Source organism: Brevibacterium sp. BRM-1, from assembly GCF_026802075.1.
In the GTDB taxonomy this organism is placed as follows: Bacteria; Actinomycetota; Actinomycetes; order Actinomycetales; family Brevibacteriaceae; genus Brevibacterium; species Brevibacterium rongguiense.
In genome coordinates, this window is the sequence record NZ_CP113788.1 from 633,632 (window position 1) to 645,994 (window position 12,363).

Annotated in this window: 17 protein-coding genes; 9 read left to right on the plus strand and 8 right to left on the minus strand. The window is 72.8% G+C overall.

Annotation, left to right across the window (positions count from 1 at the left end; all coding sequences use genetic code 11):
* Positions 1–111 precede the first annotated feature (111 nt).
* The 3 genes from BRM1_RS02765 (at position 112) to thiD (ending at position 2,060) form a co-directional block, all read left to right on the plus strand.
* Positions 112–555 (plus strand): hypothetical protein, encoded by a 444-nt coding sequence (locus tag BRM1_RS02765; protein ID WP_268527951.1) that lies wholly within the window; start codon positions 112–114, stop codon positions 553–555.
* A 68-nt stretch (positions 556–623) separates the two neighbouring features.
* Complete coding sequence (locus tag BRM1_RS02770) at positions 624–1,091, plus strand: tRNA (cytidine(34)-2'-O)-methyltransferase (RefSeq protein ID WP_268527954.1); 468 nt, start codon at positions 624–626, stop codon at positions 1,089–1,091.
* Between the two features lie 84 nt (positions 1,092–1,175).
* Complete coding sequence (thiD, locus tag BRM1_RS02775; RefSeq protein ID WP_268527957.1) at positions 1,176–2,060, plus strand: bifunctional hydroxymethylpyrimidine kinase/phosphomethylpyrimidine kinase; 885 nt, start codon at positions 1,176–1,178, stop codon at positions 2,058–2,060.
* A 227-nt stretch (positions 2,061–2,287) separates the two neighbouring features.
* Here thiD and BRM1_RS02780 read toward each other — a convergent pair whose 3' ends face one another.
* The gene (locus BRM1_RS02780; protein ID WP_160952398.1) at positions 2,288–2,545 is read right to left on the minus strand and encodes a type B 50S ribosomal protein L31; all 258 of its coding nucleotides are present in this window, start codon (positions 2,543–2,545) and stop codon (positions 2,288–2,290) included.
* A 195-nt stretch (positions 2,546–2,740) separates the two neighbouring features.
* On the opposite strand from BRM1_RS02780, the gene BRM1_RS02785 reads away from it, so the two are divergent.
* A complete protein-coding gene (locus BRM1_RS02785) occupies positions 2,741–3,304 on the plus strand; it encodes a YbaK/EbsC family protein (protein ID WP_268527960.1) in 564 nt (187 codons plus the stop codon).
* A gap of 21 nt (positions 3,305–3,325) precedes the next feature.
* Here BRM1_RS02785 and BRM1_RS02790 read toward each other — a convergent pair whose 3' ends face one another.
* From BRM1_RS02790 to BRM1_RS02805, 4 genes are all read right to left on the minus strand, one after another.
* Complete coding sequence (locus tag BRM1_RS02790) at positions 3,326–4,102, minus strand: phosphatase (protein WP_268527963.1); 777 nt, start codon at positions 4,100–4,102, stop codon at positions 3,326–3,328.
* 22 nt (positions 4,103–4,124) lie between these two features.
* The gene (locus BRM1_RS02795) at positions 4,125–5,006 is read right to left on the minus strand and encodes a TrmH family RNA methyltransferase (RefSeq protein WP_442864350.1); all 882 of its coding nucleotides are present in this window, start codon (positions 5,004–5,006) and stop codon (positions 4,125–4,127) included.
* Positions 5,007–5,086: 80 nt separating this feature from the next.
* Positions 5,087–5,899, minus strand: a complete 813-nt coding sequence (locus BRM1_RS02800) for a sulfite exporter TauE/SafE family protein (protein WP_268527967.1) — start codon at positions 5,897–5,899, stop codon at positions 5,087–5,089.
* Complete coding sequence (locus BRM1_RS02805; RefSeq protein ID WP_268527969.1) at positions 5,899–6,684, minus strand: ABC transporter ATP-binding protein; 786 nt, start codon at positions 6,682–6,684, stop codon at positions 5,899–5,901. The genes BRM1_RS02800 and BRM1_RS02805 overlap by 1 nt, the downstream gene beginning before the upstream one ends.
* A 36-nt stretch (positions 6,685–6,720) precedes the next feature.
* Here BRM1_RS02805 and BRM1_RS02810 point away from each other — a divergent pair, with 36 nt between their 5' ends.
* The gene (locus tag BRM1_RS02810; RefSeq protein ID WP_268527972.1) at positions 6,721–7,464 is read left to right on the plus strand and encodes a hypothetical protein; all 744 of its coding nucleotides are present in this window, start codon (positions 6,721–6,723) and stop codon (positions 7,462–7,464) included.
* A gap of 167 nt (positions 7,465–7,631) precedes the next feature.
* A complete protein-coding gene (gene serB, locus BRM1_RS02815; protein ID WP_268527975.1) occupies positions 7,632–8,471 on the plus strand; it encodes a phosphoserine phosphatase SerB in 840 nt (279 codons plus the stop codon).
* Between the two features lie 158 nt (positions 8,472–8,629).
* Here the strand turns inward: serB and BRM1_RS02820 are convergent, their stop codons facing one another.
* From BRM1_RS02820 to fabG, 3 genes are all read right to left on the minus strand, one after another.
* A complete protein-coding gene (locus tag BRM1_RS02820; protein ID WP_268527978.1) occupies positions 8,630–9,103 on the minus strand; it encodes a SixA phosphatase family protein in 474 nt (157 codons plus the stop codon).
* A gap of 4 nt (positions 9,104–9,107) precedes the next feature.
* A complete protein-coding gene (gene fabI / locus BRM1_RS02825) occupies positions 9,108–9,866 on the minus strand; it encodes an enoyl-ACP reductase FabI (protein WP_268527981.1) in 759 nt (252 codons plus the stop codon).
* 104 nt (positions 9,867–9,970) lie between these two features.
* Positions 9,971–10,681 (minus strand): 3-oxoacyl-ACP reductase FabG, encoded by a 711-nt coding sequence (fabG, locus tag BRM1_RS02830; protein WP_268527984.1) that lies wholly within the window; start codon positions 10,679–10,681, stop codon positions 9,971–9,973.
* 128 nt (positions 10,682–10,809) lie between these two features.
* On the opposite strand from fabG, the gene BRM1_RS02835 reads away from it, so the two are divergent.
* The 3 genes from BRM1_RS02835 to BRM1_RS02845 are packed head-to-tail and all read left to right on the plus strand — an operon-like array spanning position 10,810 to position 12,339.
* A complete protein-coding gene (locus BRM1_RS02835; protein WP_160952408.1) occupies positions 10,810–11,187 on the plus strand; it encodes a DUF3099 domain-containing protein in 378 nt (125 codons plus the stop codon).
* A complete protein-coding gene (locus BRM1_RS02840; RefSeq protein ID WP_160952409.1) occupies positions 11,180–11,389 on the plus strand; it encodes a hypothetical protein in 210 nt (69 codons plus the stop codon). Before BRM1_RS02835 ends, BRM1_RS02840 begins: the two co-directional genes overlap by 8 nt.
* Positions 11,389–12,339: an SURF1 family cytochrome oxidase biogenesis protein gene (locus tag BRM1_RS02845; RefSeq protein ID WP_268527989.1), complete on the plus strand. Its 951-nt coding sequence runs from the start codon at positions 11,389–11,391 to the stop codon at positions 12,337–12,339. Before BRM1_RS02840 ends, BRM1_RS02845 begins: the two co-directional genes overlap by 1 nt.
* The last annotated feature ends 24 nt before the right edge of the window (positions 12,340–12,363 follow it).

The following is a 12,363-nucleotide window of genomic DNA, read 5'->3' on the forward strand; positions in this document are numbered from 1 at the left end:
CTTTGAAGCTGCCGGGGCGAGACCGCCGGCCCTGCGGGCACAGCCCGCGGCAAGGCCGGGACGCGATTCGAAAGCGGTGGGCGCCCGCGCGGGTCGCAGTACCGTAGCCCCATGCCCCGCCGCACAGCAGAGCGACCGCCCGGGCAGCCTCGCCCCCTCACCGAGCGGGAGACCGCGGTCCTGCTCGCCATGATCGAGCACGCGTCGGAGGCCAAGCCGGGCTTGGCCTCCGCTGCCACCTCCGGTGTGACACCGGCCCAACGCGAGCGCTGGAGGGCGGCCGTCGGCGGCCTCGTCGTCACCGACACGTGCGGCTGCGGCACCTGCCCCACGATCACCCTGACCCCGGAGGACGAGGCGAGCGGCGCCTCGGCGGCGGGAACCGGGATGCCCGGTGTCGATGGCGGTGGCGGTGGGAGCCCCCTCATGGCCTCGTCGGAAGGCGGCATCCTCCTCCTCTTCGCAGACGAGCGCACGCCCCGCATGCTCGAGTTCGCCCCCGTGCAGGGCGGGGTGTTCGACGAGTTCCCGCCGCCTGCGCAGATCGTCTTCTAGGCCGGGCCGATCCCGCGGCGCATGCACCCCGCAGCCGCAGGCGGGCGGCCCCGTAAGCTGGTGCCACCATGAGCCTGAGCATCGTCTTCCACACCCCGGAGATCCCCGGCAACACCGGCAACGCCATCCGCCTGGCAGCGGTCACGGGGGCCCACCTGCACCTCGTGGAGCCGCTGGGCTTCGACCTGAGCGACGCGAAGCTGCGGCGGGCGGGCCTCGACTACCACGACCTCGCGCACGTGAGCGTCCACCCGGACCTCGCCCACCTGTGGGACGAGCTGGGCGGCCGGCGCGTCATCGCCTTCACCACCCACACGTCCGAGCGGTTCGAGCACGTGTCCTATGATGCCGACGACGTGCTCATGTTCGGGCAGGAATCGACGGGGCTGCCCGCCGAGGTCGTGGCCGATGAGCACATCGACCTGCGGGTGCGCATCCCCATGCTGCCCTCGCGGCGCTCGCTCAACCTGGCGAACTCCGCCTCGATCGCCGTCTACGAGGCCTGGCGCCAGCTGGGCTATCCGGGCGGCGCATGAGGCGGCCGCGAGACGGGAGCGCCCCGCACGGCACCGCCCCTGCTCTGCCCTGATCCGCACCCTCTGCTCCAAGGAGTTCCGCCCATGACCTCGTCCACCCCGCGTGCCCTCACGATCGCCGGCTCCGATGTCTCCGGCGGCGCCGGCCTCGAGGCCGACCTCGCCATGTTCGAGGAGTACGGCGTGTTCGGCGCCGCTGCGATCACGTGCATCGTGACGTTCGGCACGGGCGAGGCGGCGGGCACCGACGGTGAGGGCGAGGATGGGAGCGGTGACAGCGCGGGCGGCTTCGCCCACGACATCGCGTTCCTCGACACGGGCCTCGTGGCCAAGCAGCTCGAGTCCGCGCTGGCCATCCACCGCTTCGACGCCATCAAGTCCGGCATGCTGGGGTCCGTGGACACGGCGCTCATGCTCAGCCGCCGCCTGCGCGACAACCGCCTGCCCTATGTCTTCGACCCCGTACTCGTGTGCAAGGGCGCGGGCACGATGGTCGACCTCAAGGACCTCTTCGTCGAGCACCTCGTGCCGCAGGCCACCGTCATCACGCCCAACCTCGCCGAGGCCGCGCTGCTGGCCGGTGCCGAGTCCCTCACGAGCGTCGAGGAGATGGTCGAGGCGGCCAAGGCCATCCATGCGCAGGGCGCAGGCACGGTCGTCGTCAAGGGGGGCGCGCGGTTGGGAGGCGCCCAGGCCGTGGACGTCGTGTGGGACGGCACGACGCTGACCACGCTGAGCTCGCAGAAGGTCAACGACGAGCTCGTCAACGGGGCGGGCTGCTCGTTCGCCTCCTCGATCGCGGCGGGCCTGGCCACGGGCCGCAGCGTGCTCGACGCGGTGGTCTCCGCCAAGGAGCGGGTGGCCCATGGGATCGCGGCCTCCGTGCCGAACGCCACGGGCGTCAACTCGCTCAACCACGCCGCGTGGCGCGTGGCCCCCACCCCCGCCGTCGAGGTGCGGGTCGCCTGAGCGGCGCCTGCTCCCCGCTCGCCGCTTCTGCGCGAAGGACGGGGCCTGCCGCCTCTCGCTCTGCCCCCGATCCGCACGCAAGGCGCACTTGCACAGCAAAGCGCCCTCGCACAGCGAAAAGGCCCAGCAAAGCGAAACGGCCCCGGGCGATCCCGGGGCCGTTTGGCTGTGTGCCCTCGCGGAGCACAGTGGGCGGCTGCAGTCGCGGCGCCCTGTGAGGCTGAGGGTCAGCCGCGCTTGCCGAAGCTCTTGTAGCGGTCCTTGAACTTCTCCACGCGGCCGGCGGAGTCGAGGATGCGCTGCTTGCCCGTGTAGAACGGGTGCGAGGCGGACGAGATCTCGACGTCGATGAGGGGGTAGGTGTTGCCGTCCTCCCACTCGATCGTCTTCTCCGCCTTGACGGTGGAGCGGGTGAGGAACTTGGTGCCGGAGGCCAGGTCGTTGAAGACGACCGGCTGGTAATCCGGGTGGATGTCCTTGCGCATGCGTATCCTTTGCTTGAATTCGTCAGGACCCCTGGTGCGGCTCGCGCCGCCGGCCAGTGTCCGAATTTAGGCGGGCCCAGCGATGTCGCTCGCCGCGCAGGCGCAGCAAGCCGCATCCCGCGGGCCGACGCTCAACTCTACCGCATGTGACGCGCCGATCCCACCGCGCGCCGCGCCGCCGCTAGTGTGGCGTGCATGACGTGGAACTTCCTGCCCGACACAGTGACGCCCCTGCCCGCCGCCGAGCACCTCGAGCTGCTCGCCGCCCCCACCGCGGAGGCCATCGCCGCAGCCCAGTCAGCCCAGTCTGCCGATGCCGCCATCGATGTCTTCGCCATCGACCCGGACCTCGCCGACACCGCAGCCCTCAACGAGGCGCTCGGCCTGGATCCGCGCTACTCCGCCAACTGCGTGCTCGTGGCCGGCACGCGCGGTGAGGACGAGCGGATCGCCGCCTGCGTCGTCCTCGCCCACACTCGCGCGGACGTGAACAAGCGCGTGCGCAAGCTGCTCGACGTGCGCAAGGCCTCGTTCCTGCCGATGGACCGCGCGGTGGGCGAGTCGGGCATGGAGTACGGCGGGATCACGCCGCTGGGGCTGCCCGCGCACTACCGGGTGCTCGTCGATGCCCGCGTGGCCCAGTCCGATGCGATCATCATCGGCTCGGGCATCCGCGGGTCGAAGATCGTGCTCTCCGGTGCCGCGCTGGCCGCCTTCCCCGCCGCCGAGGTGGTCGAGGACCTGGCAGTCGAGGTCTGAGCCCCGTTCGGGCTGGGGGCCTCAGGCCTTCCAGCCGCCGCCCACCACGTAGTCGATGAGCGGCTCGTAGAGGGTGGGGACCACATCGTCGTCGAGCGGGATCGTCGCCTCGAGCTGGCCCTGCGCCTCGGCGACGAAGAGGCCGGGGTCGTTGCAGTCGGCGTAGCCGATGGTCCGCAGCCCCGCGGAGCCGGCGCGCCCGGCCCAGCCGTGGTCGGCGACGACGAGGTCCGGAGCCGGCTCGCCGCGCGCCACGAGCTCGGCGAGCAGGCGCTCCATGGGCTCGGTGAGGTGCGTGTGCGGGATGCCGCCGTGCAGCTGCCAGAACCACACCCCGCGGATGCGGCGGAGGTCGCCGCCCAGGGCGGGCACCTCGATCATGCCGTCGGGCTCGACGAGCTGGGCGCCCAGCGAGCGCGCCCAGTCCGCCACCGCCATGTGCACGGGCATGAGGCCCGCGGGGTGGCCCGTGGCGAAGAGGATCCGGCCGCCGGCCGCAGCCACCTCCTCGACCGCTGTGCCCAGGGCACCGAGTCCCTCGATGCAGCGCTGCGTGGAGATCGTGTCGACGCCCTCGGTGAAGTCCCGCTCCGGCCGCAGCCCGCAGCGGTTCACCATGAGATCGAAGACGGAGTCGAAGTCCCAGTCGCGGGTGAGCTCCACCCCGAAGTCGAACTGCCGCTCCCCGGCGAGGAAGCGCCGGATGTGGTCGAGGTTGTTCTCCCGGGGCGTTGCGACCTCGCCGGTGATGGCGCCGGCTTCGAGGGCGGCGCCCAGGTCCTCGCGGGTGATCGTCATCGTTGCTCCTTTGTGTCGTCCGTCAGTCTTGCTGCAGTGCGTAGCAGGCCACCGCCGTCGCGGCCGCGACGTTCAGGGAGTCGACGCCCCCTGCCATGGGGATGAGGACGGTCGAGTCGGCCGCCTCGAGTGTGGAGCGGCGCAGCCCGTCGCCCTCGGTGCCCATGATGAGCGCCACGCGCTCCGGAGCACTGCGCGCGAACTCGCGCAGACTCACCGCGCGCTCGTCGAGCGCGAGCGCGGCCGTGTGGAAGCCCGCCGCGCGCAGGGCGGCCAGGCCACCGGGCCACGGGTCGATGCGCGTCCACGGCACCTGGAACACGGTGCCCATCGACACCCGGATGGAGCGCCGGTAGAGCGGATCGGCGCTGCGCGGGGTGATGAGCACGGCGTCGACGCCCAACCCGGCGGCCGAGCGGAAGATCGCGCCGAGGTTCGTGTGGTCGACGACGTCTTCGACGATGACGACGCGCCGGGCGCCCGCGACCACCGCCTCGACCGTCGGCAGCACCGGGCGGGCCATCGCCGCCAGCGCACCGCGGTGCAGGTGGAAGCCGGTGAGCGACTCGAGCACCTCGGCCGAGCCGATGAAGATGGGAGCCTCCTCCCCCAGCGCCCCCGCTTGCCCCTCCCCCGCCGCCGCAGAGCTTCCGCCCAGCACATCGGCGATGCCGGCGAACCAGCGGGGCGTCATGAGGAACGAGCGCGGGGCGATGCCCGCCGCCAGCGCCCGGCGGATGATCTTCTCCGACTCGGCGATGAACATGCCCTCGGCCGGCTCGCGCACGCGGCGCAGGGCGACGTCGGTGAGCTGGGTGTAGTCGGCCAGGCGGGCATCGGCGGCGTCGTCGACGAAGACGAGCCGCGCGGGGTCGACGCCGTGGGCGGCGGCCTGGGCCCGCACCTCGGCGGCGGCAGGCTCCGGCTTCTTCTGCGTGCTCACGCCCGCCTCAGTCCCATGACCGCCTCAGTCCCATGCCCGGCTCAGTGGATCTGGAGGATGCGCCAGAGCGCGACGAGGCCCAGCACGACGATGATGCAGCGCAGCACGACCGGGTTGAGCCGGCGGCCCACCCGCGCGCCGATGTAGCCGCCGAACAGCGAGCCGATCGCCACGAGCAGCGCGGCCAGCCAGTTGATCTTCTCGAAGCCCACGATGATGTAGCTGGCCGCGGCCACGGCATTGACGACGAGGACGAGGACGTTCTTGATCCCGTTGATGCGCTGCAGCGGATCCGTGAGCAGCATGCCGAGCAGGCCGATGAGGATGATGCCCTGCGCGGCGGCGAAGTAACCGCCGTAGACGGCGGTGGCGTAGATCGCGAGGAAGACGGCGATCTTGCGGCCCACGGACTCGTGGCCGGGCTCGGCGGCCTCCGCGACCTCCTTGCCGGCGGCGGCCGCGGCGGCCTTGCGCTTCTTCAGGTACGACTGGAGTGCGGGCTGGCCGATCACCATGATGAGCGCCACGACGATGAGCGCCGGCACGATCGCCTCGAACGAAGTCTCCGGCAGGTGGACGAGCAGATAGGCGCCGGTCAGCGCACCCAGCACGGAGGCCGGGACCCATCCCAGCAGGCGCCGGCCCTGCCCGCGAATCTCCTCGCGGTAGCCCAGCGAGGAGGCGATGTTGCCCGGGATGAGGCCGATCGCATTGCTCATCGTGGCGGTCTGGGGCGGCACCCCGAACGCCACGAGCGCGGGGAACGTGATGAGGGTGCCGGAGCCCACGACCGCGTTGATCGCCCCCGCGCCCACCCCTGCGAGCAGGATGAGGACGATCTGCAACGTGTCCATCAAGCGGTGGCCTGCGCGTGGTAGCGGCCGTCGCTCTGCGCCAGGGAGATGGGCATGCCGAAGGCCTCGGAGAGGTTCTCCTGCGTGAGGGCCTCCTCGAGCGGGCCCGCGGCCACGGCCCGGCCGCGCTTGATGAGCAGCAGGTGGGTAGTGCCCGCCGGGATCTCCTCGACGTGGTGGGTGACCATGATCGTGGCCGGCGCGTGGCGGTCGCTGAGGATCTCCGTGAGCGCGGCGAGGAGCTCCTCGCGACCGCCCAGGTCCAGGCCGGAGGCCGGCTCGTCGAGGAGCAGCAGCTCCGGATCGGTCATGAGCGAGCGGGCGATCTGGACGCGCTTCTTCTCGCCCTCGGACAGGGAGCCGAAGCGGCGCTCGGCCAGCTCGTCGACGCCGAAGGCGGAGAGCAGGTCGTGGGCGCGCTCGACGTCGAGCTCGTCGTACTCCTCCGTCCAGCGCCCGAGCACGCCGTAGGCGGCCGTGACGACGGCATCGGCGACGGTCTCACCCGTGGGGATGTGGCGGGCCAGCGAAGCGGAGGCGTAGCCGATGCGCGGGCGCAGCTCGAACACGTCGACGCGGCCCAGCCGCTCGCCGAGGATCTCGACCTCGCCCTGGGTGGGGAAGAGCCGGCCGGCCGCGATCTCGAGGAACGTCGTCTTGCCCGCGCCGTTGGGGCCCAGCACGGCCCAGTGCTGGCCCTCCTCGATCTTCACCGACAGGCCGTCGAGCAGCCGATTGTCTCCGCGCCGGACGCTCACGCCCTCAAGCTTCAGCACATCGCTCATACATCGAACTCTAACGTATGGGCTACCCTGGCCAGCGTGCCGTCCGCCCTGCCCACGCTGCTCACCTCGCTTGCCCTCGCGGCCCTCGTCGAGCACCGCATCGCCCCTGATCACGCGGTGTCCCTGTTCGCCGATTCCGAGGAGCCGGTGCCGTTCGCGCTGGCCGATCCGGCCCTGGGCGGGCAGCCCCGCGGGCTGCTGCTGTGGGCCGCCGATGCGCGCGCCGCCGGCATCGACGGCTTCCGCTGCCAACTCGTCCACCCCTCGCTGCCCTATGCGGTGCCGCGGGTGGACCGCGCGCTCGCCCGCCCGATCGCCCGTGCAGGCGCCGTCATCGTCGCCGAGGCGGCGGGCACGGCCCGCGCCGTGCTCGTCCTCGACGACGAGGGCGGCTTCACCGCCGCCGACTGCGCGCCGGTCCCCTACGCCCCGCTCTTCTCCGCGAGCGCCGCCGAGGCGGTGCGCGAGCTGCGCCAGACCGTCATGGAGGGCCTGGGCACCGTCGAGCGGCTGGGCCGCCGCGCCCCCGAGGCGGTGCGCGGGTTGGCCTGGCGCGATTGGCAGGCGGACATGGGCGGCCCCGGCCTGCGCGATGAGCTCTCCGCGCTGCTGCCGGACCCCGCGCAGGCCATGCCGCTGCACGCTGCGCTCGACATCCACGACGCCCTCTCCCCCATCCTCGCGCCGGCCACTCTCGAGCCGCCCGAGTTGGGGCACTTGCTCGCCCGCCTGCACCCGGCGGCCGCCGACGTCGTCGCCACGATCACCCGGGGGCCCTGAGCCGGGTTCGGCCGGGCCAGTCCTGGGCGCGGCGGGCCGCCCGGCTCAGCCGGCGGCGCGCCGCCGCGGCCAGCCGCGGTCAAGCCGTCGCGGCCGCCCGCCATCAACGGGCGCCGTGCAGGCCGCCCGGCCCGCGCCCGCCCGCACGGCCCGCCTAAGCTGGGCCCATGCAGCGCATCTCCGCCATCGCCCCGAACCCCGCCCCGTACGGCCTGAGCAGCGAGCTCGTCCCCGCCGCCGAGGTGCCCGCGGCCAGCGCGCGCCTGCGCGCGGCCCGCTCGGAGGGAACCGCGGCGGGCGCCGCGCAGGAGGCGCCGGAGTCTCCGGCCCCCGACGTCGTCGTCGTGCCCGAAGCGCTCACCGAGCACGGCGTGGGCCTGGCCGTGTGCGATGTGGACTCCACCTTCATCGAGCAGGAGGTCATCGAGCTCATCGCCGACCACGCCGGCGTGCGCGCCCAGGTCGCCGAGATCACCGAGTCCGCCATGCGCGGGGAGCTCGACTTCGAGGCCTCGCTGCGCGCGCGGGTGAGGACGCTGGCGGGCCTGCCCGTCGAGGTGCTGGCCGAGGTCGCGCAGCAGGTGAGCATGACACCCGGGGCACGGGAGTTCGTCCGCGGCGTCCAAGCAGGAGGCGGGCGCGTGGCGCTCGTGTCCGGCGGATTCGACGTCATCGTCGAGGCCATCGCCGCCGACGCCGGTGCCGATGCCGCGCGGGCCAACCGACTGGGCGTGGACGCGGGCCGCCTCACCGGCGAGGTCGTGGGCGCGGTCATCGACCGCGCGGCCAAGGCTGATGCCCTGGCCGAATTCGCGCAACGCTGGGGTGTGGACCGCTCGCAGACGATCGCGGTGGGCGATGGCGCCAACGACATCGACATGGTGGAGGCGGCCGGGATGGGCTTCGCCTTCTGCGCGAAGCCCGCGCTCGTCGCGGCCGCCGACGCCGCGATCTCGGTGCGCCGCCTCGACGCGGTGCTGGCCGCGGTCACGGGAGAGCGGCCCTGAGCTCCGCTTCCTCCGCATCGGTGTGCCCCGCCCCGCGTTGAACGTGGCGCACCTGTGCCGCTAGGCCGCCCGCGCGCTCCAACGAGACCAGAACGTCTGCGCCGAAGTGCCCGACCGGCACGGCTGGATCGCGCACCAGCCCATCGCGCCCCCGTCCATCACACGAAGTCCCGGAGCTGCGGGGCCGGGTACTGGCCCGGCTCCACATCCCACGAGTCGAGCTCGAAGACAGCGACGGACGACGGCCGGAAGGACTCGGGTGCCGTGCCGGTGAGCGTTTCGACGGTGGCGGCGGCACTGGGCTGATGGCCCACGATGTAGGCCCCGGCGGCGTCGCCCGGGATCGCGGCGATCGCGTCGAGCCAGGCCTGCACCGGGCCGTTGTAGAGCGCGGGATCGGACTCGAGCACCGCCTCGGCGCCGCCCCGCTCGCGCAGGGCGCGCACGAGCGCCTCGCCGGTGGCGCGCGTGCGCGCGGCCGGGGAGGCGACGAGGTGGGTCAGCGGCAGGGGCGCGAGGAAGTCCGCGGCGCGGGCCGCCTCGGCCTCCCCCGCCGCGGTGAGCCGGCGATCGAAATCGGAGCCCGCGCCGTCCTCGGCGTGGGCGTGGCGGGCGATGACGAGCACCGGCATCGGCTCAGGACCCCGTCGAGTGGAGGCCGCCGTCGACGTGGATCATCTCGCCGGTTGTGGCGGGGAACCAGTCGGAGAGCAGCGCGACGATGCCCTTGCCCGCGGGCTCCGTGTCCGTCTGGTCCCAGCCCAGCGGCGCCCGGGTGCCCCACACGTCCTCAAACGCCTCGAAGCCCGGGATGGACTTCGCCGCGGTCGTCTTGAGGGGCCCGGCGGAGATGAGGTTGACGCGCACGCCCTTGGGGCCCATGTACTTGGCCAGGTAGCGCGAGGCGGACTCGAGGGCGGCCTTGGCCACGCCCATCCAGTCGTAGGCGGGCCAGGCGACGCGGGCGTCGAACGTGAGGCCGACGATCGAGGCCCCGGTGTTGAGCGCGGGCTGCGCGGCCACGGAGATCGCCTTGAGCGAGTACGCGGAGACCTGCAGGGCGTTGGCCACGGACTCCCACGGCGTGTCGAGGAACACGCCGCCCAGGGCGTCCTTCGGCGCGAACGCGATCGCGTGGACGATGCCGTCGATGTTGCCCTCCAGGCGCTCGGGCAGGGCGGCGAGGTCGTCCTCGTTCGTCGCATCGAGCTCGATGACCCGGGCGGGCTGGGGCAGGCGCTCGGCGATGACGGAGGTGATCTTCATCTGCCGGCCGAACGAGGAGAGGATGACCTCCGCGCCCTGCTCCTGGGCGAGCCGGGCGGCGGCGAATGCGATCGACGCCTCCGTGAGCACGCCGGTGACGAGGATCCGCTTGCCTTCGAGAATTCCCACTGAACTGCCTTCCTGTTCGGTTGCTGGTGCTGTGCCCCGCGCGGGGCGACGTCTGCGCGCCCGGCCGGCATGCCTGCCCGCCGGCCGATGGGGGGGCGCGGGCCTCAGTGTCCCATGCCCAGGCCGCCGTCCACGGGGATGACGGCCCCGGAGATGTAGGCGGCCTCGTCGGAGGCGACCCAGCGGACGACCTTCGCCACCTCGGACGGCTCGGCGAAGCGCTTGGCGGGGATGGCGGAGAGGTACTCCTGCTGCTGCTTCTCCGGCAGCTCCTCGGTCATGTCCGTGCGCACGAATCCGGGCGCCACGACGTTCGCGGTGATGCCGCGCGCGCCCACCTCGCGGGTGATCGAGCGCGCCAGGCCCACGAGGCCGGCCTTCGCGGCGGAGTAGTTGGCCTGGCCGGCAACCCCGTAGAGCCCGGAGACGGAGGAGATGAGGACGATCCGGCCGTACCTGTGCCGGATGAGGTTCGTGATCCCCCGCTTGACCGTGCGGAAGACGCCGGTGAGATTCGTGTCGACGACGGCGGAGAACTCGTCCTCCCCCATGCGCATGAGCAGGTTGTCGCGGGTGATGCCGGCGTTGGCGACGATGACCTCCACGTCGCCCAGCTCCTCCTCGACCCGGGTGTACGCGGCGTCGAGCGAGGCGGCGTCGGTAACGTCGGCCGCGACGGCCAGCGCGCCCTCCGGGGCGTCCCCGTTGCGGGAGGTGACGGCGACGCGGTCGCCGGCGGCGATGAATTCCTCTGCGATGGTGCGGCCGATCCCCCGGTTTCCACCGGTGACCAGCACGACGCGCGGTTCGGGCACGGGGCGCTCCTTGCGTGGGGTGTGCGTGGGCGGCGGGTCGGCCCGCCGCACCCAACCTATCCCACCGCCGCCCGGGCGGCCGCGCACCCGTGGCGGGCCCACAATCGGAGAGTATGCTTTTGTAGGCCATGCCGAAGAGCCCCGGAAGCACCCAGGTCACCGATGCGGAGGACTCGCACGAGGCGGATATCCGCTCGCGCACCTCGCGCTATCTGCTGTCGATGTCGATCCGCATCGTCTGCTTCTTCCTGGCCTTCGTGTGCACCGGTCCGCTGCGGTGGGTCTTCGCCGCGGGCGCGATCGTCCTGCCGTGGATCGCCGTGCTCATCGCCAATGCGCGCTCCAACCGCTTCGACCGCGAGCGCCGCGTGCCGGCCCCCACCCGGGTGGACCAGCCGCTGCCGGCCAGGCCCGCGCGGGCCGATTCCGAGCCCGAGGTGGTGGTGGGCGAGGTCATCGAGCCCGGCCGTCAGCTGCCCCGGGGCACGGAGGACGGCCGTGGCTGAGCTCCTCTGCTCCGCACGCGACTGCGCGCGAGAGGCCGCGTACGCGGTACTGTGGAACAATCCGAAGATCCATGCGCCCGAGCGGCGCAAGGTGTGGCTGGCGTGCGAGGAGCACCGCGCCTACCTGGGCCAGTACCTGCAGGTGCGCGGCATGCTCAGCGCGATCGTAGACGTCGAGGAGATCCCGGAAGGAGCCGGCTGATGGCCCGCGGCGACTACAGCTTCATCCTCTCCTCCCGCTGGCTGCGCTACATCGCGCTCGCCGTCCTCGCGGCCTGCGCGTGCGGGCTGCTGGCCAACTGGCAGAACCACCGCCGCGAGGAGCGCGACGCCCAGATCGCCACGATCGAGACCCACTACGAGGGCAGCCCCGTGCCGCTGAACCAGGCCCTGGCGACCAGGGACGACACGCTGCGGGCGGACCAGGAGTGGACCAAGGTCAGCGGGCACGGGCGCTACGACACCGCGCACACGGTGCTCGCCCGCAACCGCAGCCTGGGCGGCCAGGTGGGCTTCTACGTCGTCGTGCCCTTCGACCTCGAGCGCGGCGGGCAGATCGCGGTGGTGCGCGGCTGGGTGCCGGTGCCCAGCGACAGCCCGCAGCCGGAGCTCGACTCGCTGCCGCAGCCGCCCCAGGGCCAGACGACGGTGACGATGTGGCTGCGCCCGGCCCAGGACGGGGCGAAGGACGACAATCCGCCCGGGTCGATCAAGGCGATCGACCCGGCGCGCATCCCCGGCATGGACGAGCCCTACGCTCACGTCTACGGCGAGATGGCCGCGGAGGAGCCGGCCGGGCAGGACGGCCTGCAGCCGCTGCCCAAGCCGAACACGGACCCGGGCTCGCACCTGTCGTACACGATGCAGTGGATCGCGTTCGGCATCATGATCCTCGTCGCCGTGCTCATCGGCGCCCGGCGCGAGCGCAGCGCCCGCGCCGAGGACCGCGCCCGGGCCGATGCCCGCGAATCCGCGGAGGCCGACGAGGGCTTCGTGCTCGTGGACAAGGACGCGCTGGCCAGCGGCGCCCGACTGGGCGACGAGTCGCGCTACGGGGGCGGGGCGGAGACCGCCTACCGTCCGCGGCGCGGCATCAAGCGGCCCCACTGGGAGGACGAGGAGGACGAGGGCCTCGACGACCAGGGCGTCTGAGCCCGGGGCATCCAAGCCCGCGGC

Coding starts and splice junctions, on each gene's coding strand:
- BRM1_RS02800 (WP_268527967.1), bottom strand. CDS start 5,899: ATGGACACGTTGCAGATCGTCCTCATCCTGCTCGCAGGGGTGGGCGCG.
- BRM1_RS02770 (WP_268527954.1), top strand. CDS start 624: ATGAGCCTGAGCATCGTCTTCCACACCCCGGAGATCCCCGGCAACACC.
- serB (WP_268527975.1), top strand. CDS start 7,632: ATGCAGCGCATCTCCGCCATCGCCCCGAACCCCGCCCCGTACGGCCTG.
- thiD (WP_268527957.1), top strand. CDS start 1,176: ATGACCTCGTCCACCCCGCGTGCCCTCACGATCGCCGGCTCCGATGTC.
- BRM1_RS02785 (WP_268527960.1), top strand. CDS start 2,741: ATGACGTGGAACTTCCTGCCCGACACAGTGACGCCCCTGCCCGCCGCC.
- BRM1_RS02765 (WP_268527951.1), top strand. CDS start 112: ATGCCCCGCCGCACAGCAGAGCGACCGCCCGGGCAGCCTCGCCCCCTC.
- BRM1_RS02790 (WP_268527963.1), bottom strand. CDS start 4,102: ATGACGATCACCCGCGAGGACCTGGGCGCCGCCCTCGAAGCCGGCGCC.
- BRM1_RS02805 (WP_268527969.1), bottom strand. CDS start 6,684: ATGAGCGATGTGCTGAAGCTTGAGGGCGTGAGCGTCCGGCGCGGAGAC.
- BRM1_RS02820 (WP_268527978.1), bottom strand. CDS start 9,103: ATGCCGGTGCTCGTCATCGCCCGCCACGCCCACGCCGAGGACGGCGCG.
- BRM1_RS02835 (WP_160952408.1), top strand. CDS start 10,810: ATGCCGAAGAGCCCCGGAAGCACCCAGGTCACCGATGCGGAGGACTCG.
- BRM1_RS02845 (WP_268527989.1), top strand. CDS start 11,389: ATGGCCCGCGGCGACTACAGCTTCATCCTCTCCTCCCGCTGGCTGCGC.
- BRM1_RS02780 (WP_160952398.1), bottom strand. CDS start 2,545: ATGCGCAAGGACATCCACCCGGATTACCAGCCGGTCGTCTTCAACGAC.